Origin of the sequence: Allorhizobium sp. NPDC080224, assembly GCF_050281005.1 — a bacterium.
Taxonomy (GTDB): Bacteria; Pseudomonadota; Alphaproteobacteria; order Rhizobiales; family Rhizobiaceae; genus Allorhizobium.
In genome coordinates this window covers 2706087-2729702 of sequence record NZ_JBNNWJ010000001.1, presented here as the reverse complement: position 1 = coordinate 2729702, position 23616 = coordinate 2706087, and the positions used below count along the sequence as shown (strand labels likewise).

The window sequence follows — 23616 nt, the reverse complement described above, 5'->3', positions numbered from 1 at the left end:
CGCAGCCTCAGTCCATGCTGAGGCGATAACCGATGCCGCGCACCGTCTGCAGCCAGACGGGGTTGGCGGGATCATCCTCGATCTTGCGCCGCAAGCGATTGATCTGGACGTCGATCGTGCGCTCACCGACTTCGGCGTCGTTGCCGACCAATTCGTGGCGCGGGATCGTGTCGCCGGCACGCGTCGCAAAGAGGTACATGATGTCCTGTTCACGATCGGTGAGGCGGATGACCTCCGCACCCTTGCGCAACTCCTTGCGCAGCACCGAGAAGGTGTAGGGACCGAACATCACCTGCTCAATCTTCGGCGCATCGGGGTTCATGTTGCGCTTGAGAATATTGTTGATCCTGAGCACCAGTTCGCGCGGATCGAAAGGTTTGGCAAGATAGTCGTCCGCACCGGCCTCCAGACCGGCAATGCGGCTATCGGCCTCGGAGCGGGCGGTCAGCAGAATGACCGGCACGCGCTTCTCGTCGGACAGGCTCTGGGTGAGAGAAAGACCGGATTCGCCCGGCATCATCACGTCGAGGACGAGAAGATCGAAGCTCAGGCCTTCAAGCTTGCGGCGTGCCTCTGCGGCATCGGCTGCGACGGAGACGCGGAAGCCTTTTTCCGTGAGGAACCGATGCAAGAGGTCGCGAATACGCGTGTCGTCGTCAACCACCAGGAGATGCGGGGCGTCGTCGGTCAGCTCGATCTTCTTCGACACGTCAGTCGGCTCCGTCCGTTTCAAGGGGCTGGGTCACGGTCTGTCTCTGCATACCGTCGAGGAAACGGCGCACGGTCGCGCGCTCGTCAGCGCTCATGCCGTGCATGGCATGGGCAATGCGGCGCGACTGTGGTTCGGAGAGCGCCAGCGACAGTTCACGTCCGGCAAGCGTCGGGTAAAGACGGCGTTGGCGACGGTCGGCGGGACCCGCCATCTGCCTGATATAACCGCTGTCGATCAGTTCCTTCAGAACCCGGGCAAGACTTTGCTTCGTGATTTGCAGGATGCCGAGCAAGTCGGCAACGGTCATGCCTGGACGGCGGCTGACGAAATGCACGACGCGGTGATGGGCGCGTCCGTAACCGAGCTTGGCAAGGATGGCATCCGGATCGGACACGAAATCGCGATAGGCGAAAAACAGGCTTTCGATGGTTTCGAAGTCGATCGACTTGTCATCGACCACCGGCAACTCCGGCAGGATCTTTTTGGCAGTCTTCGTCGCAGACTGTCGGGCCACGCTCGTCATTCCTTTCCTCCGGCGCAGACGCGAGTGCCACCGCCGGTTATTGCCTCATCGCCGAAGGCGACGCTTTTCCGAACGTCGGACATCACAATGTGATCGACCGTTCATCCTCGTCTCCTTGACGGGGATTGCCGGCAAAACTATGCGCAAGTGTAGCAAATTTCCAACAAATTTACGCTGATCGCACAGGTTAGACATTCACCTGGAAACCTATGGCCACCATGCTCGTTACTACTGCACTGATCAATCACAAGTTCCGGACAAGCAGCTTCGGCAAGGCTTTGCCGTAGGAGAGAGGATTCGCGCCATGATGAACCGTGACCGTACCGCCAAGATTTCCGTAAGCCCAAGCCTTCGTCCCGTTGCGATCTTCGTGTTCACCGCCAAGCTGATGGTGGCGAGCTTTCTCGTCGCTCAGGCTTCCCTGCTTCCGGCGTCGCCTGTGTCTCAGGTGTACGGCCTGTCCCGTTAAGCCTAAACCCTTTGAGTTCGTCGCGGTTTCTCTCGTCGATCTGACATGATAGAGCGCATGTCGATCACGATCAGAAGGATAGCGAGCCCATGGGACAGATACAGGCGGGCATCATCCCGGTTACCCCCTTCCAGCAGAATTGTACGATCCTGTTCGATGACGAAACGCGCGAGGGCGTGATCGTCGATCCGGGTGGGGATGTGGATGTCATCCTGCAGGTGATTGCGGAGAATGGACTGACCCTCAAGGCGATCTGGCTCACACATGGGCATCTGGATCATGCGGGAGGTGCTGCCGAGCTCAAGGAAAAGACGGGGCTCACCATCATCGGACCGCATAAGGACGACCTGCCGCTTCTGCAGCGCATCGAGACGCAGGCGGCAAGCTACGGCATTTCGGGATTGCGCAGCGTGCTTCCCGATCAGTGGCTCGAAGACGGCGATACGGTCAGCTTCGGCGATCATACCTTCGAGGTCTATCACTGCCCGGGCCATGCGCCGGGGCATGTCATCTACTTCAACCGCGACCAGAAGTTTGCCCATCTGGGCGACGTCCTGTTCAGCGGCTCGGTCGGACGAACGGATCTGCCGGGTGGTGACCACCAGACGCTGATGAATTCGATCCGTGACAAGGTTCTGCCGCTCGGGGATGACGTCGGCTTCATCTGCGGCCATGGGCCCGGCAGCCGCATCGGCGACGAGCGCCGATCCAATCCCTTCATCCAGGGCCTCTGAACGAGAAAAAGCGCCGTGTGACCGGCGCTTTTGTCATTCTGCGGTGCGGTTACGGTCCTTAGCGGGCCGTGCAGAAATGAGTTCTGCCGTCATAGCCGACGAAGGTGCCTGTGCGCGGGTTGAAGCTGCGATAGCGCTGCGCACAATAGTCATACCAGGCGCCGGTCCAGGGCTCGACGGCATAGGACTGAACCACCGGGCGCGGCTGCTGATAGACCGGGCGTGGGCGATAAGTATGACGCGGGGGCGGCGGCGGATAATCGTCGACGTAATAGCCGGGCTCGTCATAGACCGAGACGGGGCGATCGATGTACACACGGCGCTGCGGCGGCGGGCTTGCGATCGCCGAGCCGACAATCATGCCGGTTGCGAGACCGATCACTCCCAGTGCAAGGGCATCGTCACTGCGGTGGCGGTAGTGACGGTCGCCGGCTTCGGCCTGGCTTGCCGCGGCAATCGGCGTCAGGGTGACTGCAGCCGCGAGAAGTGCATTTTGCGCGAATTTCATCATGACGTCGTTCCTCGACCTTCGGAAACTATCTGGCCGATGTGGCTGTTCGGGCCATCGGCGATGATCGCAATCTATGAGGCCTTGCCTGAACGGAGGCTGAACGAAAAAACCCGGCATAAATGCCGGGCCGCAATTCGTAGAAAACCGGGTGAAATCAGCCGGAGATCTGCAGGTTTACGGCCTTAGGGCCCTTGCCACGGCGATCGGGTTCGGTGTCGAAGCTGACCTTTTGGTTTTCGGTCAGGCCCGACAGGCCCGATGCCTGAACGGCGGAGATGTGGACGAAGATGTCCGCGCCGCCATTGTCGGGCTTGATGAAGCCAAAGCCCTTGTCGGTGTTAAAAAACTTTACAGTGCCAGTCTCGGCCATGCGTCAGGTCCTTTTCTCTCTGCCCATATTCGGCGGGGCAGCATTGCAATGTACCCGCAAGCGGGTGAGCGACAGGCATTTGTCGAAATTAGAGGAAAGGGGCCCTGTTACCGCAGTCTAACTCCCGACGATGTTTCCACCCTCTCAAGTTAGCCTGCCCGGGGTTGTTATAGCGTCCCCGGCGCGCACTCATTTATAGGTCTTCCCATGCTCGCAAAATTGCCCGAACGCGTGAAGATTGCTTGGTTTGTCGGAAATTGGCAAGCGAAAGTTTTAACCCTGTATGGGGCGAGATTCCTTTGTTTTCAGTGTGAATGGAGTGATTCGTTACCGTCGAAAGGCGTCGTCACGCCATTTCGAAGAAAATTTGCATCGCTTGCGATGGAGATTGAGGCAAAACCCCTCTCGAACACGGAAATTTGCGGGTGAAAATTTTTCGTGTTCAATGGTCTCGCATTCTGCGGGGCCAGGTTTGTCAGGCAAATTGGCCCCGAATATGGGGCAAATGCCCGGCGGATAAGAGGCGGGCGTCGTCTCCTCAAGTCTGGCCAGCGCGGGTGAGGCGCAGAAGCTGCCCATCCTCTTCGTCGGTCACCAGCAGGATGGAGCCGTCTGGCGCGACCTTCACGTCACGGATGCGGCCGTAGTCGCCTTGCAGAATGCGTTCTTCTTTGCCGATCGAGCCGTCATTGTTGCGCTCGATGCGGGCGATCAGCTGGTATTTCAAGGCGGCGACCAGGAAATCGCCTTCCCATTCCGGGAACATGGCGCCCCGGTAGATTGCTAGCGCTCCCGGCGCGATCGACGGGTCCCAGTAGTGAAGCGGCTGCTCGTAGCCATCGGCGGACTGACCGATGCCGATTTCGGCGCCGGAATAGTGCTTGCCGTAGGAGATGATGGGCCAGCCATAGTTGTTGCCTGCTTCGGGTGCATTGATCTCGTCACCGCCGCGCGCGCCATGTTCTACGGTATAAAGCCTGTTGTCGGCGGGATCGATGACGATGCCTTGGGGATTTCGGTGGCCGCTGGACCAGACTTCGGGAAGGGGCTGCCCGCCGGGATTGGCGGAAGAGGGGGTGCCGTCTGCATTGATGCGTATGATCTTGCCGGCGTGATCGCCCTGATCTTGGGCGCGGTCCGGTTCTCCCCGATCGCCGATGCCGAAAAACAGGCTGCCATCAGCTGCGACAGCGATCCGGGATCCAAAATGCTGGCCGGCGCCAGTCAGCTTGTTCATGAGAAAGATCCGACGGACATCCTCAAGGCGTCGTTCGTTCGCGCTCAGGCGGGCGGAGAAGACGGCCGTACCCTGGCCACCCGGACCGGGGGCGGCGGCGGTAAAGAAGAGACGTCGGCTTTCGGCAAAGTCGGGAGAGAGGGCGAGGTCGAGCAGGCCACCCTGGCCGACGGCCGCGATCCTCGGCAGGCCGCCCAAGGGCCGCCCGACTTCACCATCACGGATGATGCGCATGCGGCCTGGCCGCTCGGTGACGATGAAGGCCCCATCCGGCAGCACTTCAACCGACCAGGGGTTTTCTAGGCCCTCGGCGATGCTGGTGACCTCGATGGTGACGTCGCCGGCCCGGATCTCCCGGGGCTCTTCGGCCGACGCGGATGTCGCAACCGACAAGGCTAGAACGGATACGCACAGTCGTCCGATCTTGTCGAAGGGGTTCAGCATCGTCATCTCCTCACAGCCATCGATTGCTCGTCGAGAAGATGGGGACTGAAATGCAGCTGGCAAGGCGTTTCACAGCCGGCGCGGGCTTCATGACGGAGTTTTGAAGGCGAAGCGCGCGGCTGCCGTCGTCAGTGTCCCGGATTCGACCTGCGCTTAACGCTGATCGCTGCTTTCGCCTTGAACGATCTCCCGCCATCCCCGCCGCCAAAGGGCGAAGCCTCCGGCTGCCATGACCGTGAAGCAGGCGAAGAGGAGGACGATCAGCACATGACGCTCCTTTTGCGGAAGGGGCAGGTGCTTCATCGCGGAGGCCGGGACATCGACCAGTCGGACGGGGGAGGCCGGGACGATGCTGCCGGTGGTCAGGCGATCTGCCGAGATGGTGGAGGTCTGCGGTGCCACGATGAGCTTGTCCCCGCTGGGTGGCGAGGCGGCACCCGGGCTTCCGAACATGAAGAGAGCCAAAGCCAAGCCGCTGGCAGCGGCGAGCCAGGCCAGTGAACGGCTTCGCCTTGAGGGTGGCGTACATGCTTCCAATTCATAATCCATGACAGGCACCTTCATTCTTGTCCTGACCGCATGAAACCGTGTGATCGCGTCGTCATGGCGACGAAATTGTGGCGTTTCCCAACTCGAATTGTGATTTCGGCGGTGCTTGGGAAATCGTGCCCACAGACGCATTGGAATGGTGACGCAAATCTCTTGCGTCATCCGTGCTTTTGGCTTGAAAGGCCGGGGCTCTTTCGCCATAGAGCTTGGACCTGAGGCCCCGGGGAGCGGGGTCGATGTTCAATCAGCTCAGGACCTGCACAATGGCTTTCCTTGCCGACGCCCTTTCCCGCATCAAGCCTTCCGCGACCATCGCCGTCACGCAGATGGCCCGGGAACTCAAAGCGCAGGGGAAAGACGTCATTTCGCTCTCCGTTGGCGAGCCCGACTTCGACACGCCACAGAATATCAAGGATGCGGCCGTGGCGGCGATTGCTCGCGGCGAGACGAAGTACACGCCGGTCGCCGGCATTCCGGAGCTGCGCAAGGCAATTGCCGACAAGTTCAAGCGCGAGAACGGTCTCAACTACAAGCCGGAGCAGGTCATCGTCGGCACCGGCGGAAAGCAGATTCTTTTCAACGCCTTCATGGCGACAATCAATCCGGGAGATGAAGTCGTCATCCCGGCGCCGTTCTGGGTCTCTTATCCGGAAATGATCGCGCTTTGCGGTGGCACGCCTGTCTTCGTCGAGACCACGCTTGAGAACAATTTCAAGCTGACCGCCGAACAGCTGGACAAGGCGATCACGCCGAAGACCAAGTGGTTCATGTTCAATTCGCCGTCGAACCCGTCGGGTGCCGCCTATAGCAAGGACGAGCTGAAGGCGCTGACCGACGTGCTGATGAAGCATCCGCATGTATGGGTCCTGACCGACGACATGTACGAGCATCTCGTCTTCGGCGACTTCGTCTACTACACGCCGGCCCAGGTGGAACCCGCGCTCTATGAGCGTACGCTGACGATGAACGGAGTGTCGAAGGCCTATGCCATGACCGGCTGGCGTATCGGCTATGCCGCCGGCCCGCTGCCGCTGATCAAGGCCATGGACATGATCCAGGGCCAGCAGACGTCCGGTGCCTGCTCGGTGGCCCAGTGGGCCGCCGTCGAGGCGCTGAATGGTCCGCAGGATTTCATCACGGAATCGAAGAAGGCCTTTGAAGAGCGCCGTGACCTCGTTGTTTCGATGCTCAACCAGGCCTCCGGTATCGTTTGCCCGAAGCCGGAAGGCGCCTTCTACGTATACCCGTCCTGTGCCGCGCTCATCGGCAAGACCTCGCCGTCGGGCAAGGTCATTGAGACGGACGAAGACTTCGTCATGGAACTGCTGGCGACCGAAGGTGTTGCGACCGTGCACGGCTCGTCCTTCGGCCTTGGCCCGAACTTCCGCGTCTCCTACGCGACCTCGAATGCCAAGCTGGAAGAGGCCTGCAGCCGCATCCAGCGTTTCTGCGCTTCGCTGAAGTAAGCGTAAGCTTCATGTGTTTTGAAAGGGCTCGCCGTGAGGCGGGCCCTTTTCGTATTTCAGGTGTTTGTTGAGAGGGCAGAGTGCTTGTGATATTGTCTCTGGCATGAAGACGGTCAGCCTGCAGGAAGCCACACGTGATCTTGATGGACTCGCCCGCGCGGTTGAGCAAGGCGAGGTCGTGACGGTGACGCGGGACGGCAAGCCGGTTCTGGATCTGGTGCCGCATGCGGGGGCGGGATCGGTGCAGGAGACGGAAGCGAATCCGAAAAAAGGTGGGATCGATTGGGAGGCTGGCCAGGCATATTTGCGGTCGAGGGGGATCGAGAATGCCTTTCCCTATATCGCCGAAGATTTTGATGATCCGCTTCCGGAAGATTTCCTCCTAAGGCCGCTCCCGTAGTGTCGCCTGTCCTGCTTGATACGCACATAGCGCTTGCCTTTTTTGGGCGTTCATTTCGGCAGCATTTTCCTGTGATACACGAACTGCTCGAAGTCGGGGGCGTCGACGGTTTTGTCAGCGCTGCAACTCTGTGGGAAATTGCGATAAAAACCAGGCTCGGCAAGCTGGATGTTGGTATGCCACTTTGTGATTTACCAGAAGCCATAGCGTCAGTTGGCCTCCAAATACTCGGGATCGAAGTCGCCCACGTTCTCCACACCCTCGAACCTGAACCACCCACACGCGACCCCTTCGACCGGCTGTTGCTTGCCCAATGCCATGTTGAGGGCCTTCAGCTCATCACAGTCGACCGTGCCCTTGTCGATCATCCCTTAGCATTCCGCCCCTGACTGCGAGAGCCAGAGGCGGAATGGGTTGATCAACCCTTGGTCAGCTTGACGATGGTCGAATTGCCGCCGCCGCGCTGTTCGGTGACGGCGTAGACGGCGCCGTCGGGGCCTACTCTCACGTCGCGAATGCGGGCGCCGAGGTCGACGCGCTCCTCATGCTTCACCCGGTCGTTTTCCATGTGCAGGACAACCACGCCCTGGCTGACCAAGCCGCCAACGAGGAAGGCGCCCTTCCATTCGGGGATGGCATCGGCATCATAATAGGCCATGCCGGAAGGCGCGATAACGGGATCCCAATAGTAGACGGGCTGTTCCGTGTCGGCCATCTGGGTGATGCCGTCGCCTACTTCAGCGCCACTGTATTCCACGCCATAGGTCACTTCCGGCCAGCCATAGTTCTTGCCGGCTTCGGGCAGGTTCAGTTCGTCGCCACCCTTCGGTCCATGTTCGACGGTCCACAGGCGGCCCTGGCCGTCAATCGTGGCGGACTGCAGGTTGCGGTGGCCGAGCGACCAGATTTCCGGCTGGGCGCCGTTCTGGCCGATGAAGGGGTTGCCTTCCAGAGCTTCCCCCGTCTGGCTGATACGGAAGATCTTGCCGAGACCGCTCTGCAGATCCTGGGCCTGAACGCGAGGTTCGGCGTCGGAGCGCTCGCCGACCGTCACGTAGAGTTCACCTTCCGGACCGAAGGCGAGGCGCGAGCCGAAGTGCTTGTTGCCGTCATAGCCGGGGGTCTGGCGGAAGATCACATTGACGTCTTCCAGAGCGCCGCCGCCCTGGTCGTCCGCGACGAGGCGTGCGGAAGCAACCGATGTGCCGTTGCCGTCGTCATCCCGTGGTTCGGCGAAGGAGAAGAAGATCATGCCCGAGCTTTCAAAGTCGGGTGCCAGGGCAACGTCGAGCAAGCCGCCCTGACCGTCGGCGAGGACTTCCGGAACGTTTGCAATCTCGGGGCCGGCCGTACCGTCGGTGCCGATGATGTGCATGGCGCCCTGCTTGGCGGTGACAAGCATGCGGCCATCGGGGAGGAATTCCATCGCCCAGAGATGCGGCAAGCCTTCGGCCACGACTTCGGTCTGGATGCTGACGGATTCCGGAGGCTGCGGCGCTCTCGTCTGACCGGAAAAGGCCGGCTGCTGGTCGGGCGCGTTGGGTGCCTGGGTCTCGACGGGCGTTCCCGCCTGCTGGGCAAGAGCGGGCGCGGAGACAAGGCTGACGCTCAGCATGGTTCCGGCGAGAATGTGGGGTAGACGCTTCATCAATTCCTCCTGGTCGAATGATTGGACCCGTTCAACGCCTAAGTGGTCTGAAAGCTCCAGCTCGGTAGAGCACGCCAGATCAAGTTCGCTTTATCGGTTGGTGAGTGCGGAGCTGGCTGATCTCAAAGAAAGAGCGGGTCCAGGGGCCCGCTCTGATGGTCTCTCTTCATGCTGGAGTTTTGATCCAGCTGCCGACGTAAGGCGCATTGGCGAAGATCTTTTCGCGGTCTCGCCACAAGGCCGGCAAGGCGAGGATGGCGAGCGCGCCGATTGTGATGGCCGTCTTGGTCAGCTGCGACAGTTCCGGTGTACGGGCATCGATGTAGTAGACCGCATAGACGATCAGTACGTGCCAGACATAGATCTGAAGCGAATGGCGGCCGAGCAGTTGCAGGAAGTTCAGCGTGAAGAGGCTTGTCAGCGTCGAGGCGATCTTGCGGATGACTGCATTCTCGTGACGCGGACCGGCCACCAGGATCCAGGCCATGCCATAGGCCACGGCTGCGAAGTTGATGAGATAAACCGGACCAAAGTCGGCGCGGATTTCCATCAGGCCGAATTTTTCGAGGACGAAGCCCGGCATGAAGCCGTGGGCCGTCGCCAGGCGAAGCGGCAGGAAAAAGAGGGTGATCGCAAGAGCCGTCCAGGCGAGCGTGGTGCGCTTGGGGTCGAAGACCTTCTGCCACTCGATCTTCTTCATCGAGGTCAGGGTGCCGGCGATGATGCCGGCGAAGAATACGATCTGCCAGCCCAGAAGGTTGAAGGAGACACGCAGGCCCTGCTGGTCCGGCGCGCCGGCGAGCCAGGCGTCGAGTGGGTAGGTGACAATACGGTGCAGGCCTAGCTGGGCCGCAAGCCAGATCAGCAGCGAACCGACGGCGACGCCGAGCCAGTGGCCGCGGATGCAAAGCCAGATCACGACAGGCGCGAATATCATGTAGACAATGTATTGCGGGAGGATGTCCATGAAGGTTGGCTGAACGAGGAACGTGGCGATCGGCGCGAGCGAGCTTGGATCAAGCAGGCTTGCGTCACCGAGCCAGTTCTTCCAGGCCGAGACAGCACCGGGCAGGACCAGTTGCAGTGCGAGCACGATCAATACGATCGCCATGGCATAGCGATAAAGCTCCAATGCGCGGGACCAGATCTTGTCGCGGCCGATGGCATAGCCGTCTTTCATCATCTTGCGACTGTAGACCATGCCGGTCAGCAGGCCCGAAAGGAAGACGAAGCCTTGTGCATCCTCGACGAAGGCGAGGTTGCGATGGTTAACTTGAACGAGCCAAAGGCCCCCCGTGAACACCAGGTGGTTGATCAGCATGAAGACGAGGAAGTATCCCCGCATGCCGTCGATCACATCCAATCTCTTCACGTTCGACTCCCGAGTTGGCCCCCCGGTCACCCGCGGCGGCGATCATCATCCGCATCGTGTTGAGAATGCGGCGGGAGGCCCAACTGGGCCGATCCGTGCGGAGGGAACGGTGGTTTTCAACAAAAGTTCCGAGCCGGTTTGCTCACGGATTCGTGGGCGGAAGCCGCAGTTAAGGCGAATCATGCGTGTTCAAAAGACCTAGGCAGGGGCGCATGCTGAAGGTGGCGAAGAGGACGAAATGGGTCTGCGTAGGATCGCATTCGTCTCCATCGTTGAGATTGATCGCTGCCGCGACCCGGGTCATGGCGACCATGGTGGTCTGCACCGGCGTCATCGTCATTGGCCGTCCGATCGCTCGTCCGTTTGCGCCGAGGCTCTTTTGATGGAATACTCCTTCTTAGCCTAGGAGGAGAAGGCCATGGTGAAGATCATCTACGAGATCGTTCCTCATGATGGCGGTTGGGCCTATCGGCTCGGTGGCGCCTATTCGGAGGCGTTCCCGACCCATGACCAGGCCCTCGAAGCCGCACGCATCGTCATGCTGGAGCAACAGGTCGGCGACGAGCCGGTCACGATCAGCTATCAGGACGAGACGGGACGATGGCGAGAAGAATACAGCGATGGCGGCGACCGTCCCGAGGTCGAGATCGTCGACACCTTTGTCGATGAGCAGCGGCCCCCGGCTTGATGTACCGTACCAGAACGTAAGTCGTTTCAGTCGCTTGAGGTCGTTCGTTCAGGTCTCGATTCCGCTCGTTTTGTCGTCGTCCGATGCTTCGCGCGTCAGCTTCTTCCAGTCGTTGAGGCCAGAAACCAGCGCGTCGAAGGTGGCGCGATAACGCGGCACGGATTTCAGGTTCTCGTGCATCACGACGAAGGTTTCGAGTGACAGCTCGAGTGCTCCCGGCAGGACTTCCACGAGGTCCGGTTCCCGGGCTGCGATGGCGTGCTGGCACATGCCGATGCCGAGCCCTGCGCGGATGGCGGCGAGCTGGACCAGGTTGCTGTCGGCGCGGAAGTCGAAGCCGATGCCGGCCAAGTCTTGCCGCTCCTTCAGGATGTCCCTGATATAAGCGAGCTGTCTGTCGAAGCCTATAAGACGGTGGGTGGCAAAATCGCTCAGGGCTTCTGGCGTTCCATGGCGATCAAGATAGCGCCGGTGGGCATGGAAACCGAGCGACAGCTTGCCGATCCGCCGACTGAGCAATGCGGCCTGTCTGGGCTGGACCATGCGGATGGCAATGTCTGCTTCCTGCTGAAGCAGATCCTCAACCGCATCGGAGGCCGAAAGCTCGATCTCTAGCCCTGGATGCTTCTCTTGCAACTGGGTGAGGATGGGTGGCAAGGTTTCGACCGCGATCACCTCGCTAGCGCTGATCCGCACGGTGCCGCGTACCGCCTCCATGTCGCCAGAGGCAATGCGAGCGAGAGCCGAGGACATCGCGGCCATGCCAAGCGCATGTCCCTGCATGGCGCGTGCCTTTTCCGTGGGCAGCAGACCCTGTGGGCTGCGCAGGAAAAGCGGTGCGCCAAAGGCCTGTTCCAGCGCCTCAATATGTCGGCCCGCCGTGGGCTGGGTCAAACCCAGTCGGCGAGCGGCGGCCGACAGCGACCCGGTCTCAAGGACGGCGAGAAAGGTTCGGTAGTGATCCCAGCTGATTTGATCAATAGTCATTCATTTTTGTATATCGACTGAACGCTCTTTGGCAATTCTGCATATCGTTTGTCGCTGTCACACTCACTCCAGTTTCAATCACAGGAGATGAGCATGACAGAGATAAGGACAATGACATCGCTGGAGCGACCGCTGGCACTGGTGCTCGGGGCAACGGGCGGTATCGGCGGCGCACTGGCCAAAGCACTTCTGCAGCGCGGCTACCGCGTTCGCGCCATGCACCGCGCACCGGAGCGCCAGGTATCGACTCGTCCGGCCTACGAGTGGGTAAGGGGTGACGCAATGCGGGCTGAGGATGTCTTGCGGGCAGCGGAAGGCGCAAGCATCATCGTGCACGGCGTCAATCCACCGGGCTACCAGAATTGGGGCGAGCTTGTCCTGCCGATGATCGACAACACGATTGCCGCTGCACGCGCCGTCGGGGCGCGGATCCTGATGCCCGGCACGATCTATAATTATGGCCGCGATAGCTTCCCGCTCGTGGCCGAGGACTGTCGTCAGGCGCCGGAAACGGTGAAGGGCTGCATCCGCGTGGAGCTTGAGCGGCGGTTGAAACAGGCGGCGGAGGAGGGCGTGCCGGTGCTGATCGTTCGCGCCGGGGACTTCTTCGGGCCTGATGCCGGCAACAACTGGTTCGCGCAGGGCCTCGTGCAGCCCGGCAAACCGGTGCGCTTCGTCGTCAATCCCGGACGCAAGGGTGTCGGGCATGCCTGGGCTTATCTGCCGGATGTTGCCGAGACTTTCATGCGGCTGCTTGATCGGGCTGATGCTCTGCCACGCTTCGCCCGCTTTCACATGGACGGATTCTACGATCGGGATGGAACGCAGATCGTGGCTGCGATCGGCCGGGCCGTCGGCCGGCCGCGCATTCTGACGATCGGTTTTCCCTGGCGTCTGGCGGGGCTCGCCCGACCCTTCTTTCACCTGATGCGAGAATTGTACGAGATGCGCTATCTCTGGCGTGAAACGATCCGGCTCGATAATTCCCGGCTCGTCGACTTTCTCGGGGAAGAGCCTCAGACCCCGATCGATGTCGCGCTCACCGCGACACTTCTGAGCCTCGATTGCCTGACTGAGGCCGAAACTGCGGCGATGAGTGAACCGGTGCTGCGTCTTGCGGGAGGCGAACAATGAGCGCGGCGGTCACTCGCACGCCGTTTGCGGTCTCGGTCTTCAGAGGACTGGGGATCGTGGTGCTCGCCGGTGTCGCCGGACAATTCCTGCTTGCCGGGATGGCTGTGTTTGGCGCCGGGACAGGCTGGGAATTGCATGTGGCGACTGGCGGGGCACTTGGATTGCCGGTGCTCACGCTCTTCCTGTTGTCGCTCTCGCCAGCGCTACACCCATATCGGCGCGATGGCGGACTGTTGTTCGCCATCTATCTGCTGCAGGTCGCGCTGGCCGCTGTTGGGGACGCGTTGCCGATGCTGGGGGCGCTGCATCCGGTCAATGGGATGCTGATGGGGCTGATCACTGTAAGGCTGGTCGGCCGCGCGGCGCTCTGACGATGTCAGACGCAAGCCGAAGGGCACCCGGCAGAACCGGGTGCCCTCGTCGTGTCAGGCGAGTGCCGGATAGGTCGTGTAGCCTTCCGCCCCGCCGCCGTAGAGCGTGGCCTGATCCAGCGGGTTGAGGGCTGCATCTTCTTTAAGGCGGCGGACGAGATCCGGATTGGCGATGAAGGGGCGGCCGAAGGCGACGAGGTCGGCATAGCCGCTCTCGACGGCTTCGATCGCAGACGCGCGGTCATAGCCATTGTTGGCGATCCAGGCACCCTTGCCGCCAGCATCGCGATAGGCGGATTTCAGCGCCTTCCAGTCGAAAGGCAGGACATCGCGCGGACCGCCGGTCGCGCCTTCGATGACGTGCACGAAGGCGAGGTCGAACTTGGCCAGCGCCTCGACAAGTGCCGTGTAGACGGCCTTCGGATCAGGGTCGGAGACATCGTTCGCCGGGGTGGTCGGGGAAATGCGGATGCCGGTCTTCTCGGCGCCGATTTCCTTGGCCACGGCTTCGACCACTTCCAGCGTCAGGCGGATGCGGTTTTCGATCGATCCACCGTATTGATCCGTGCGCTGGTTGCTGTTCGAGCGCATGAACTGCTCGAGAAGATAGCCGTTGGCAGCGTGGATTTCCACGCCATCGAAGCCGCCTTCAATGGCAGCGCGTGCCGCCTTGCGGTAGTCCTCGACGATGCCGGCCAGCTCTGCCGTTTCCAAAGCACGCGGCTCGGACGTCTCGACGAATGCGCCTGAACCGTCAGGATTGAGGATGTAGGTCTTGGACTGAGCCGCGATGGCGGAGGGTGCTACCGGGGCGGCGCCCTCGGGCTGCAAGCTCGTATGCGAGATGCGGCCGACATGCCAGAGCTGGGTGACGATCTTGCCGCCGGCTGCATGCACGGCGTCGGTGACCTTCTTCCAACCTTCAATGGCTTCGGACTTGTAGAGACCGGGAACGTCGGCATAGCCCTGCGCCTGGTGGGTGATCGCCGTGCCTTCGCTGATGATCAGGCCGGCAGTCGCACGCTGGCGGTAGTACTCGACGTTGAGATCGTTCGGCACTGCGCCCGGCGACCGGTTGCGGGTCAGCGGCGCCATAGCGATGCGGTTCGAAACGGGGATGGTGCCGACGGATGTCGGTTCAAAAAGCTTGGACATGAAACCTCTCGGGAGTTTCCAATGATGGGAAGGTTCATTGGCGATCCCGATGTGGTGCCTCAGAGTGTTCCATTCAAGGTCTTGACGAACTCCGCGATGGCATCTTCATTGCGTCGGTACAGAACCCGCTGGCCAACACGCTTGGAACTGATGAGGCCCGCGCGCTGAAGGGTCGCAAGATGGGCGGAAACCGCGGATTGTGACAGGCCTGACCGCTCGAACTGACCGGCGCTTATGCCGTCGGTCGCGTCCTCTTTCGGAACCCCGAAATACTCTTTGGGATCTTTCAGCCAAATCAGCATTTCCATGCGCGCCGGGTGAGCCAGCGCCTTCATCACGTCCTCCAGGAACATGTCCCCTCCAAATCGTCAACAATTCCAGTCTGCGGCGGAGCGATCTCTGGTGTCGGGCACTGAGAGTGTCCGGCGTCAGTTCCGCCAGACGCTGAAACGGTTCGAGGGATCTATTGTTCCAACAAAATAACAAAAAAAGAGGGCCACCGGAAAAACCAGGGCCCTTTGAATTGTGAAGGTCAAAAACCTCCAGAGGGGAACAGCTGCTGCGGTGGAACTGGGAGGAAAAAGCCACCATGTGCATCAGCTGTGTGCGATATGGTGGTTTTTTGTGCAGTGAACAATGCTTTTTTATGCATGTCAGGCATGCGTGATGCGCAAGTCTGTGTGCGCAACCTACTAAAAAGGCAGCCGAACGGCTGCCTTAGAAGTTCCAGTTGCGGGCCTTGGCGACGATGAAATCCCTGAAAGCCTTGAGCTTTGCGGCGTTCTTGATTTCGTCGGGATAGCAGAAATAGGTGTCGAAGGAGGGCACGTCGGCACTGGTGACCAGCTGCAGCAGACCGGGATCGCGGCCGACGATGTAATCCGGAAGCATGGCGATGCCTATGCCGAGCAGGCAGGCACGCTTGATCGAGGTCAGGCTGTTGATCTGCAGATGCGGCATGCGCGGATTGTCGGAGGAACGGCCGGCGACTTCCAGCCAATTGACGTCCAACAGGTAATTCGGTGCCGGTTCGCCGAAGGTGATGATCCGATGGTTGTCGAGATCCTCGATCGACTGCGGTTCGCCGTAGCGGTTGATATAGGACGGTGCGGCGTAGACGTGCATATGCACCGTGAACAGCTTGCGCTGGATGAGGTCCGATTGCTGCGGCTGGCGCAGCCGGATGGCGCAGTCGGCATGGCGCATGTTGACGTCCAATTCCTCGTTGTCGAGGAGCAGCTGGATCGACATGTCGGGATAGAGCTGCAGGAATTCCTGCACCTTGTCGGTCAGCCAGCCCTGGCCGAGGCCGACGGTTGTCGTGACGCGCAGCTTGCCGGACGGCTTTTCGGTCGTCTCGGTCAGCTGCATCTTGACCGTCTGCAGCTTCAGTAGAACGTCATGGGCGGTGCGATAGAGCAGTTCGCCCTGTTCGGTCAGGATCAGGCCGCGGGCATGGCGGTGAAAGAGTTTGACCCCGATGTCCTGTTCCAGCGAGGAGACCTGGCGGCTGATCGCCGACTGGGACAGATGCAGCTTGTCGGCCGCGTGGGTGAAGGACCCAGCTTCGGCGGCCGCATGAAAAATGCGCAGTTTGTCCCAATCCAGCGGCATGCCGCCCCCTCTCATGGCGGCTATTCCGCGGCTTGTTGTGTCTCGACGGGCAGGGCCGAGAGGAAACGTTCGGCCTCGAGCGCTGCCATGCAGCCCATGCCGGCGGCGGTGATCGCCTGGCGGTAGACGTCGTCGGTCACGTCACCGGCGGCAAAGATGCCGGGCACGTCGGTCGCGGTCGAATCCGGCGCGGTCCAGAGATAGCCGTTCGACTTCAGCTTCAGCTTGTCCTTGAACAGTTCGACGGCCGGCGCATGGCCGATGGCGACGAAGACGCCGTCGATCGGCATGTCGGTGACGGCACCGGTCAGCGCATCCTTGAGCCTGACGCCGGAGACGGACGGCGGCATCGGCGGCTTGGCCGGGGCGCCGGTGATTTCCTCGACTGTCGTGTTCCACAGGACGCGGATGTTCTCCTTGGCGAAGAGGCGTTCCTGCAGGATCTTCTCCGAACGGAATGAGTCACGGCGATGGACGACGGTGACAGACTTGCAGATATGCGAAAGGTAGAGGGCTTCCTCGACGGCCGAGTTGCCGCCGCCGACGACGATGACGTCCTTGTTGCGATAGAAGAAGCCGTCGCAAGTCGCGCAAGCCGAGACGCCGAAGCCCTGGAAATGCTGCTCGCTCTCGATGCCGAGCCACTTGGCCTTGGCGCCGGTGCAGATGATCAGCGTATCTGCTGTCCAGACCTGACCGCTGTCGGTCTTCACCGTGAACGGACGATGGCTGGTGCCCACTTCGGTCACGAGATCGCTGACGATCTCGGTGCCGACATGGATGGCCTGATTGAGCATCTGCTCCATGAGCCAGGGGCCCTGGATCGGATCGGCAAAGCCCGGGTAGTTTTCCACATCCGTGGTGATCATCAACTGACCACCCTGTTCCATGCCGGCGATCAGAATCGGCTTCAGCATGGCGCGGGCGGCATAGATCGCAGCGGTGTAGCCGGCAGGGCCTGAGCCGATGATCAGCACCTTGGTGTGGCGGGCAGTCATGTCGCTTCCTTTCAATGCGCGGTCTTCGTCTTCGATCGGGGGTATCAAGCGCAGGCAAGCCCGACCGTTGCGCAACTGTCGCCCATTTAGGATCGAAGCGACAAGCAATTCAAGGCATGGCCCGTCATTAGCAACAGAGCTTTGCGCGTCCACGCAATAATTGTGCGTGAACGCGGAGGATTCTTGCCAATTACGTCTGAAGGAGTAGATATCGCACACATCTTCAAAAGGATCGACCGTGCTTAAGGTAGAACTCGACGCCATCGACCTGCGCATTCTGAAAGAATTGCAGCGGGACGGGCGCATGACCAATGTGGAACTCTCCGAACGTGTCGGCATATCGGCACCGCCCTGCCTGCGCCGGGTGCGCAAGCTCGAGGAGGCCGGCGTGATCGAAAGCTATCACGCCGTTCTGAATGCCAGCCGGCTGGGCTATGATCTCGTTGCCTTCTGCATGGTGGGGTTGAAGCACCAGTCGGAGGCGAACCTCAAGGCCTTTGCGGCGGCGACCGACAGCTGGCCGATCGTCCGGCAGGCCTGGATGGTCAACGGTGACAGCGATTTCCTGCTGCATTGCGTGGCGGAAAACCTGACACGCTTCCAGGACTTCGTCATTGAAGTGCTGACGGCGAACGAACATGTCGACACGGTGCGCACCATGCTGACGATCCGGCAAGTGAAGAAGGTCGGTCTGGTGGAGATCTGAGCAACGAGCTCAGAACGATTTTAGCGCTTCCGCCAGTCTGGTGCGGAAGCCGGTGTCGATCTCGACGAAACGTTGGCGCGCAGCAGCCCCCAGCGCCTGCTTTTGCGCGACGTCCATGCTCAGCAGATTGTTGATGACCGTCTCCATCGCTTCGGGATCAACGCAATAATTGGTGCCCAGATGCCTGGGTTCCGTCCGCGCATAGGGCACGAGGATGCCGCAATCGGCGGTTACGTGCTCGTTCATCGGCGGGCCATCGGTAGTGACGGTCACCGCGCCGACGGAGAGGGCTTCGACGAGATGATGCCCCCAGCCTTCCGAGCGGGAGGGGCAAAGATGAAGGCCGCAGCTGTTCTGCAATTTTCTCAGTTCGGCGTCGGTGATGTAGCCACTGACCACTCGGATATTCGGGACCCCGGCGGCCTTCGGATGCGGATCGCGCTGGACCAGGACCAGTTCCGGCCATTCGGGATGGCGGGACCATAATTCGATGACGTCTTCCGTGCCTTTCAGCGTGCTGCCGCCGGCCAGATGAAAGAAGCTGTTCCAGTTCTTCGCGACGCTGTCGTCGAGCCGGTCTTCGGACGTGAAGCCGACATAAACAGTGGTTACGCCCAGATCACGGAAGATCTCTTCGGCATGGCGGCTCTTGGCCAGAACGAGGTCGATACCCTTCAGCCGGCCAATGTGCCGCCGCGGGAAGCGTTCCTGGTTGGGACAAAGCAGATTGTGTCGGGCGGCGCTGTACCAGCGGGGAAAGGCGCGTTCGACGTGGATGATGGTCTTTGCCTGTTTGCGGCGAAGCAGCCGGTCGACGACGTTTCGTGCTCGAATACCCTTGGTCGCCACATCCTCGGAGCGGCCGACGGAGGCCAGCGCTTCGATCAGCAAAGACGTGTCGCGCGTCAGCCCGAAGCTGTTGTCCTTGTTGACGATGAGGATGTCGAGAAGATCGCGGTCGGCCATCGGTCAAACGGTTCCGGATGTTGCAGGCTTGGAGCTTGCGCTCGCATGCGGCAGGGCAGTGCCGAGCAGACCCGCATAGACTTCGGCCAACTGGTCCGCTTCCCGTTCCAGTCCGAACGCCGCCTCGACATGCGCGCGTCCGCGCCGACCGGCCTGCATGGCCTTTTGCGGCTCGAGAAAGGTCGAGATCGCGTCGCGCAGGCGTTCATAGTCGTCGGCCGGCACGACCGAACCCGTTTCGCCCTCGACGATCATCTCTGCATAGGCGCCGGCGTCGCTTGCGACCACGGCGGTGCCGGAGGCCATGGCCTCAAGCGGCGTGAGGCCGAAGCCCTCATTGCGCGAGGGGGCGACATAAAGCGTCAGGCGGCGATACCAGGGCTTGATGTCATCGACTTCGCCAAGGAAGCGGATGCGATCGGTGAGCCCGGCGGCGGCGATGTCGGCCTTCAGCTTGTCTGCAAAGGCCGTATGCTCGGCGGTGACCCGGCCGGAGATCACAGCTGTCCATTCGGGATTATCCGGGAGGAGTTCGATCATCGCCCGGACGAAGAGATCCGTGCCCTTTTGATGGCGGACCCGGCCGAAGCAGCCGACGAAATGCCGACCCTTCAAATCTTCCGGGAGGCTCGTGTCGATCTCGTCGGAGGGATGGAACAGCTGCAAGTCCACGCCGTGGCGGATGACACGATGCGGGACCTTGAGAAAGGAGCCGGACTTCCCATTCGTCGCGACCACGCCGTCCATCTTCGAGATGAGCCAGCGGGTGTAGCGGCTGTGATGTCTTTGGGCCGCAGACGTGAAAAGCAGTTTCAGCGGCATGCGGAAGAGATCGCGCAGGATCAGGCCCGCCAGCATTTCGTTGTTGCGGCGAGCATGCCAGACGCGTGCAGGGGCGGCTTTCGGCCTCTTCCAGAGGCCGGGCAGCTCGGCCCAGCGCATGCTGGGCAGATGACCGGGAAGGCCTGGGCCGAGCGTCAGGATGCCGAGACCCTGGCGCTTCTGTTCCGGCACGAGCTGGATGACGGTCGAGGTCACACCGGAGAGGCGCCGCTTGAAATGCGGCGCAATCACCGTGATGTCGTCGAGAGAATGCGCCACAGAGGGGCCCTTCCGGACTGGATCAGCCCCACTTGACCGCGAGGATCTCGTAGGCCTTCGAGCCGCCTGGGGCGACAACTTCGATGTTGTCGCCGACTTCCTTGCCGATCAGAGCGCGTGCGATCGGCGAGGAGATCGAGATACGTCCGGCTTTCACGTCGGCTTCCTGGTCGCCGACGATCTGGTAGGTCTTCTCTTCCTCGGTGTCTTCATCGACCAGCTTGACGGTGGCGCCGAACTTGATCTTCGAACCGGACATTTTCGAGAGATCGATGACCTCGGCGCGCGCGATCAGATCCTCGAGTTCGCCAACACGACCCTCGTTGTGGCTCTGCGCTTCCTTGGCTGCGTGATATTCCGCATTTTCGGAAAGGTCGCCATGAGCGCGCGCCTCGGCAATTGCCTCGATGATGCGCGGACGCTCTTCCTGCTGACGCCAGCGCAGCTCTTCGCTGAGCTTCTCGAAACCGTTCTGCGTCATCGGTACCTTGTCTACCATTTCCTCTTCCTTCGTCTTCATGGCCGCGAGCGCGGGCACAAAAGAAAACAGGTTCCGAAGCAAAGCTGCGGAACCAGTCACAAATCACATTGATAGGGACTATAGCAGAATGCTTCGCGCAATTTCCAGAGTTTTCGTCGAGCGGCTCCGAAAGCCTGTCCGAGACTGAAAAAGCGTAGTAAAATCAGAGTGAAGAACGATAGGCGGACGCAATGTCGCAGGTGGTATTCTTGACCATTGTCACGAGAACATATAGAGAACATTCTTATGAAGAAGTCGCTCAAAGAACGTCTCGCCATCCTGTCCGACGCTGCCAAATATGATGCCTCCTGCGCATCGAGCGGGACAACGAAGCGCGACTCGTCGGCATCGGGCGGGCTCGGCTCCACGGAGGGCTCGGGCATCTGCCATGCCTATGCGCCGGATGGACGCTGTATCTCGCTCCTGAAGATCCTGCTCACCAATTTCTGCATTTACGACTGTGCCTATTGCATCAACCGCTCTTCGAGCAATGTCGAGCGGGCGCGCTTCACGCCGGACGAAGTTGTTTGGCTGACGATCGAATTCTATCGTCGCAATTACATCGAGGGTCTGTTCCTCTCCTCCGGCATCATCAAGTCCTCGGATGATACCATGGCCGAGATGGTGAAGATCGCACGGGATCTGAGGACCAAGCACGATTTTCGCGGCTATATCCATCTGAAGACGATCCCCGAGGCATCCGCGCATCTGGTCGAGGAGGCGGGGCTTTATGCCGATCGCCTGTCGATCAATATCGAGCTGCCGACCGATCACGGGCTGGAGCGCTATGCACCGGAGAAGCGTCCGGTCAACATCCGCCGCTCAATGGCAGATCTGAGGCTGAAGATCGACGAGGCGCGCGAGCCGACTCACACCGGACGGCGCAAGAAGTTCGTGCCCGGCGGGCAAAGCACCCAGATGATCGTCGGTGCCGATGGCGCCAATGACGCGACTATCCTCGGCTCCAGCGCACGGCTTTACAGCAGTTACGGATTGAAGCGCGTCTACTACTCCGCCTTCAGCCCGATCCCCGACAGTTCGAAAAACCTGCCGCTGATCAAGCCGCCCCTGATGCGCGAGCATCGACTCTATCAGGCGGACTGGCTTTATCGCTTCTACGGTTTCTCGGTCGAGGAGATTTCGTCGATCGGGCAGGGCGGCATGCTTGATCTTGAGCTGGATCCCAAGCTTGCCTGGGCGCTGGCGAACCGCGATCGTTTTCCGGTTGATGTGAACAAGGCGGATCGCGAGACGCTTCTGCGCGTCCCCGGTTTCGGGACGAAAACGGTAAACGGGCTCCTCTCGGCCCGTCGCCATCGGCGTGTGCGGCTCGAAGACCTGACGCGTCTGGGCGTGTCACTGAAGAAGGTGCGATCCTTCATCGTCGCCGAGGGATGGTCGCCCAATCGCAGTCTTGACCGGTCGGATCTGCGGTCGGTGTTCGCGCCGCCGGCCGAGCAGCTGTCGCTCTTCTGATGCGGACCGTGACGCTCGAAGGGCGAGGGGCATTCGACGAGTGGCGCGATGCTACAAGGGCGCTGCTGGCTGAGCGGGTGGCGCCAGATCAGGTGCGCTGGCAGCTTTCTGGCGAGGGTGACGATCTGTTCGGCCCGTTGCTACCAGAGAGAACCCCTGTCGAGGCACCCTCCGGGACCGTGGTGCCGAAGGGCTTCATCGAGGCGGCGGAGGCGGCGATCTGCCATTCGGATCCGGATCGATTTTCACTTCTCTATCGCATCCTCTGGCGGCTGCAGGGGGAACGGGCACTGCTGCAGGTGCGCTCCGATCCCGATGTCGCCGACCTCACACGACTCATCAAGAATGTCCGGCGCGACAGCCACAAGATGAAGGCCTTCGTGCGGTTTCGTGAGGTCAAGGCCGTGCAGGCGGGGCGACGGCGTTTCGTTGCCTGGTTCGAGCCGGAGCATTTCATAGTTGCTCGCACCGCCGGTTTCTTCCAGCGGCGCTTCACCGACATGGACTGGCTGATCGCGACGCCAAAGGGATCTGCGGCCTGGAACGGGCAGGAGCTGAAGACCGCGCACGAGCCTGCCCTGCGCCCAAAGGCCGAGGATGCGACCGACGAGCTGTGGCGGACCTATTTCGCCAATATCTTCAATCCGGCGCGGGTGAAGATCAGGGCGATGCAGTCGGAAATGCCGAAGAAATACTGGAAGAACATGCCGGAAGCCTCGCTCATTCCGGACCTGATTGCCGGTGCGGAGCGACGGGTCGCCGAGATGGAAGAACGGCAGGCGAGCCAGCCGCCGGCTTTTCATGAGCGCCTGCAGGCACAGTGGCGCGGGCGCGAAGAGGAGGACGAGGTGGCCGCCGACCTGCCGCCGCTCGAACGGTTGCGCCAGGAGGCGGCCCGCTGCACGCGCTGTCCGCTCCATTGCCATGCGACGCAAACGGTTTTCGGCGAGGGCCCCCAAAATGCCGAGATCATGTTTGTCGGAGAGCAGCCCGGCGATACCGAGGATCTCGCTGGCAAGCCTTTCATCGGCCCGGCCGGTCAGGTCTTCGATGAGGCCGCGACGGCCGCAGGGATCGACCGGTCTCAAGTCTACGTCACAAACGCAGTTAAACATTTCAAATACGAGCGGCGCGGCAAACGACGCATCCATATGCGCCCCGATGCCGGCGAGGTTGCCCATTGCCGCTGGTGGGTTGCAAAGGAAATCGAGGTCGTCCGGCCGCGTATCGTCGTTGCGCTGGGGGCGACCGCCTATCTGTCGCTGACGGGCGAGAGCCGGCCCATCGCTGAGGTCAGGGGCATGCCGATCCCAATGCAGGACAACCGCATGCTGCTCGTCACCACCCATCCGTCGGCGATCCTCAGGATGCCGGATCTGGATCTGAAGGCACGAAGCCTTGCGGCCTTCCGATCTGACCTTGCAGACGTCAAGCGGCTATACGACACGCTAGCCGCTGTCTGATT

General features: G+C 61.0%; 27 protein-coding genes and 1 pseudogene. 11 read left to right on the top strand and 17 right to left on the bottom strand.

Annotated elements, in window-relative coordinates:
- Nucleotides 1-7: 7 nt before the first annotated feature.
- Entirely contained in the window at nt 8-709 is a 702-nt protein-coding gene (locus ACQKP1_RS13510; protein ID WP_427275636.1) for a response regulator, read from the bottom strand.
- A 1-nt stretch (nt 710) separates the two neighbouring features.
- Entirely contained in the window at nt 711-1235 is a 525-nt protein-coding gene (locus tag ACQKP1_RS13505) for a MarR family winged helix-turn-helix transcriptional regulator (protein ID WP_427275635.1), read from the bottom strand.
- Nucleotides 1236-1539: 304 nt separating this feature from the next.
- Here ACQKP1_RS13505 and ACQKP1_RS13500 point away from each other — a divergent pair, with 304 nt between their 5' ends.
- Both ACQKP1_RS13500 and ACQKP1_RS13495 read left to right on the top strand, forming a co-directional pair.
- Nucleotides 1540-1704 (top strand): hypothetical protein, encoded by a 165-nt coding sequence (locus tag ACQKP1_RS13500; protein WP_427275634.1) that lies wholly within the window; start codon nt 1540-1542, stop codon nt 1702-1704.
- 89 nt (nt 1705-1793) lie between these two features.
- The gene (locus ACQKP1_RS13495; RefSeq protein ID WP_300888349.1) at nt 1794-2438 is read left to right on the top strand and encodes an MBL fold metallo-hydrolase; all 645 of its coding nucleotides are present in this window, start codon (nt 1794-1796) and stop codon (nt 2436-2438) included.
- Between the two features lie 58 nt (nt 2439-2496).
- On the opposite strand, the gene ACQKP1_RS13490 is transcribed toward ACQKP1_RS13495, so the two are convergent.
- The 4 genes from ACQKP1_RS13490 to ACQKP1_RS13475 all read right to left on the bottom strand — a co-directional run bounded on the left by ACQKP1_RS13490 (nt 2497) and on the right by ACQKP1_RS13475 (nt 5549).
- The gene (locus tag ACQKP1_RS13490) at nt 2497-2949 is read right to left on the bottom strand and encodes a BA14K family protein (RefSeq protein WP_427275633.1); all 453 of its coding nucleotides are present in this window, start codon (nt 2947-2949) and stop codon (nt 2497-2499) included.
- 154 nt (nt 2950-3103) lie between these two features.
- Entirely contained in the window at nt 3104-3319 is a 216-nt protein-coding gene (locus ACQKP1_RS13485) for a cold-shock protein (protein ID WP_006725577.1), read from the bottom strand.
- Between the two features lie 538 nt (nt 3320-3857).
- Nucleotides 3858-5006 carry a PQQ-dependent sugar dehydrogenase gene (locus ACQKP1_RS13480; protein WP_427275632.1) on the bottom strand — a complete coding sequence of 383 codons (1149 nt, stop codon included), beginning with the start codon at nt 5004-5006 and terminating at the stop codon, nt 3858-3860.
- A 147-nt stretch (nt 5007-5153) separates the two neighbouring features.
- A complete protein-coding gene (locus tag ACQKP1_RS13475; protein WP_427275631.1) occupies nt 5154-5549 on the bottom strand; it encodes a hypothetical protein in 396 nt (131 codons plus the stop codon).
- Between the two features lie 263 nt (nt 5550-5812).
- Here ACQKP1_RS13475 and ACQKP1_RS13470 point away from each other — a divergent pair, with 263 nt between their 5' ends.
- The 3 genes from ACQKP1_RS13470 (at nt 5813) to ACQKP1_RS13460 (ending at nt 7804) form a co-directional block, all read left to right on the top strand.
- A complete protein-coding gene (locus ACQKP1_RS13470; RefSeq protein ID WP_427275630.1) occupies nt 5813-7015 on the top strand; it encodes a pyridoxal phosphate-dependent aminotransferase in 1203 nt (400 codons plus the stop codon).
- Nucleotides 7016-7118: 103 nt separating this feature from the next.
- Nucleotides 7119-7415, top strand: coding sequence for a type II toxin-antitoxin system Phd/YefM family antitoxin (locus tag ACQKP1_RS13465; RefSeq protein ID WP_427275629.1), 297 nt, complete (start codon nt 7119-7121; stop codon nt 7413-7415).
- Nucleotides 7415-7804, top strand: coding sequence for a type II toxin-antitoxin system VapC family toxin (locus ACQKP1_RS13460; RefSeq protein WP_427275628.1), 390 nt, complete (start codon nt 7415-7417; stop codon nt 7802-7804). Before ACQKP1_RS13465 ends, ACQKP1_RS13460 begins: the two co-directional genes overlap by 1 nt.
- A gap of 29 nt (nt 7805-7833) precedes the next feature.
- Here ACQKP1_RS13460 and ACQKP1_RS13455 read toward each other — a convergent pair whose 3' ends face one another.
- The 3 genes and pseudogenes from ACQKP1_RS13455 to ACQKP1_RS13445 form a co-directional block, all read right to left on the bottom strand.
- The gene (locus ACQKP1_RS13455; RefSeq protein WP_427275627.1) at nt 7834-9063 is read right to left on the bottom strand and encodes a PQQ-dependent sugar dehydrogenase; all 1230 of its coding nucleotides are present in this window, start codon (nt 9061-9063) and stop codon (nt 7834-7836) included.
- A 166-nt stretch (nt 9064-9229) separates the two neighbouring features.
- Nucleotides 9230-10435, bottom strand: a complete 1206-nt coding sequence (locus tag ACQKP1_RS13450) for an OpgC family protein (RefSeq protein ID WP_427275626.1) — start codon at nt 10433-10435, stop codon at nt 9230-9232.
- A gap of 169 nt (nt 10436-10604) precedes the next feature.
- Nucleotides 10605-10784: pseudogene (locus tag ACQKP1_RS13445) on the bottom strand (hypothetical protein); the annotation flags it as partial.
- A 69-nt stretch (nt 10785-10853) separates the two neighbouring features.
- Here ACQKP1_RS13445 and ACQKP1_RS13440 point away from each other — a divergent pair.
- Nucleotides 10854-11123 carry a DUF2188 domain-containing protein gene (locus ACQKP1_RS13440; RefSeq protein WP_054151533.1) on the top strand — a complete coding sequence of 90 codons (270 nt, stop codon included), beginning with the start codon at nt 10854-10856 and terminating at the stop codon, nt 11121-11123.
- Nucleotides 11124-11171: 48 nt separating this feature from the next.
- Here the strand turns inward: ACQKP1_RS13440 and ACQKP1_RS13435 are convergent, their stop codons facing one another.
- On the bottom strand, nt 11172-12110 hold the full coding sequence (locus tag ACQKP1_RS13435; protein WP_427275625.1) for a LysR family transcriptional regulator: 939 nt from the start codon (nt 12108-12110) through the stop codon (nt 11172-11174).
- Between the two features lie 93 nt (nt 12111-12203).
- On the opposite strand from ACQKP1_RS13435, the gene ACQKP1_RS13430 reads away from it, so the two are divergent.
- Both ACQKP1_RS13430 and ACQKP1_RS13425 read left to right on the top strand, forming a co-directional pair.
- Entirely contained in the window at nt 12204-13244 is a 1041-nt protein-coding gene (locus ACQKP1_RS13430; protein ID WP_427275624.1) for an NAD(P)H-binding protein, read from the top strand.
- The gene (locus tag ACQKP1_RS13425) at nt 13241-13615 is read left to right on the top strand and encodes a DUF6220 domain-containing protein (RefSeq protein ID WP_427275623.1); all 375 of its coding nucleotides are present in this window, start codon (nt 13241-13243) and stop codon (nt 13613-13615) included. Before ACQKP1_RS13430 ends, ACQKP1_RS13425 begins: the two co-directional genes overlap by 4 nt.
- A gap of 54 nt (nt 13616-13669) precedes the next feature.
- Here the strand turns inward: ACQKP1_RS13425 and ACQKP1_RS13420 are convergent, their stop codons facing one another.
- The 4 genes from ACQKP1_RS13420 to trxB form a co-directional block, all read right to left on the bottom strand.
- On the bottom strand, nt 13670-14770 hold the full coding sequence (locus ACQKP1_RS13420; protein ID WP_427275622.1) for an alkene reductase: 1101 nt from the start codon (nt 14768-14770) through the stop codon (nt 13670-13672).
- 59 nt (nt 14771-14829) lie between these two features.
- The gene (locus tag ACQKP1_RS13415; protein ID WP_054151538.1) at nt 14830-15123 is read right to left on the bottom strand and encodes an ArsR/SmtB family transcription factor; all 294 of its coding nucleotides are present in this window, start codon (nt 15121-15123) and stop codon (nt 14830-14832) included.
- A gap of 364 nt (nt 15124-15487) precedes the next feature.
- A complete protein-coding gene (locus ACQKP1_RS13410) occupies nt 15488-16384 on the bottom strand; it encodes a LysR family transcriptional regulator VtlR (RefSeq protein WP_054151539.1) in 897 nt (298 codons plus the stop codon).
- Between the two features lie 20 nt (nt 16385-16404).
- Nucleotides 16405-17382 (bottom strand): thioredoxin-disulfide reductase, encoded by a 978-nt coding sequence (gene trxB / locus ACQKP1_RS13405; protein WP_427275621.1) that lies wholly within the window; start codon nt 17380-17382, stop codon nt 16405-16407.
- Nucleotides 17383-17620: 238 nt separating this feature from the next.
- Between trxB and ACQKP1_RS13400 the strand changes: the two genes are divergently transcribed.
- Complete coding sequence (locus ACQKP1_RS13400; protein ID WP_006725561.1) at nt 17621-18088, top strand: Lrp/AsnC family transcriptional regulator; 468 nt, start codon at nt 17621-17623, stop codon at nt 18086-18088.
- Between the two features lie 9 nt (nt 18089-18097).
- On the opposite strand, the gene ACQKP1_RS13395 is transcribed toward ACQKP1_RS13400, so the two are convergent.
- From ACQKP1_RS13395 to greA, 3 genes are read right to left on the bottom strand one after another with little or no spacing between them, the layout of a single operon-like run.
- Entirely contained in the window at nt 18098-19054 is a 957-nt protein-coding gene (locus tag ACQKP1_RS13395) for a glycosyltransferase (RefSeq protein ID WP_427275620.1), read from the bottom strand.
- A gap of 3 nt (nt 19055-19057) precedes the next feature.
- Nucleotides 19058-20155: a glycosyltransferase family 4 protein gene (locus ACQKP1_RS13390; RefSeq protein ID WP_427275619.1), complete on the bottom strand. Its 1098-nt coding sequence runs from the start codon at nt 20153-20155 to the stop codon at nt 19058-19060.
- Between the two features lie 22 nt (nt 20156-20177).
- Complete coding sequence (greA, locus tag ACQKP1_RS13385) at nt 20178-20654, bottom strand: transcription elongation factor GreA (protein WP_203016868.1); 477 nt, start codon at nt 20652-20654, stop codon at nt 20178-20180.
- 267 nt (nt 20655-20921) lie between these two features.
- Here greA and ACQKP1_RS13380 point away from each other — a divergent pair, with 267 nt between their 5' ends.
- Nucleotides 20922-22151 (top strand): putative DNA modification/repair radical SAM protein, encoded by a 1230-nt coding sequence (locus ACQKP1_RS13380; RefSeq protein ID WP_427275618.1) that lies wholly within the window; start codon nt 20922-20924, stop codon nt 22149-22151.
- Entirely contained in the window at nt 22151-23614 is a 1464-nt protein-coding gene (locus tag ACQKP1_RS13375; RefSeq protein ID WP_427275617.1) for a UdgX family uracil-DNA binding protein, read from the top strand. The genes ACQKP1_RS13380 and ACQKP1_RS13375 overlap by 1 nt, the downstream gene beginning before the upstream one ends.
- Nucleotides 23615-23616: the final 2 nt, after the last annotated feature.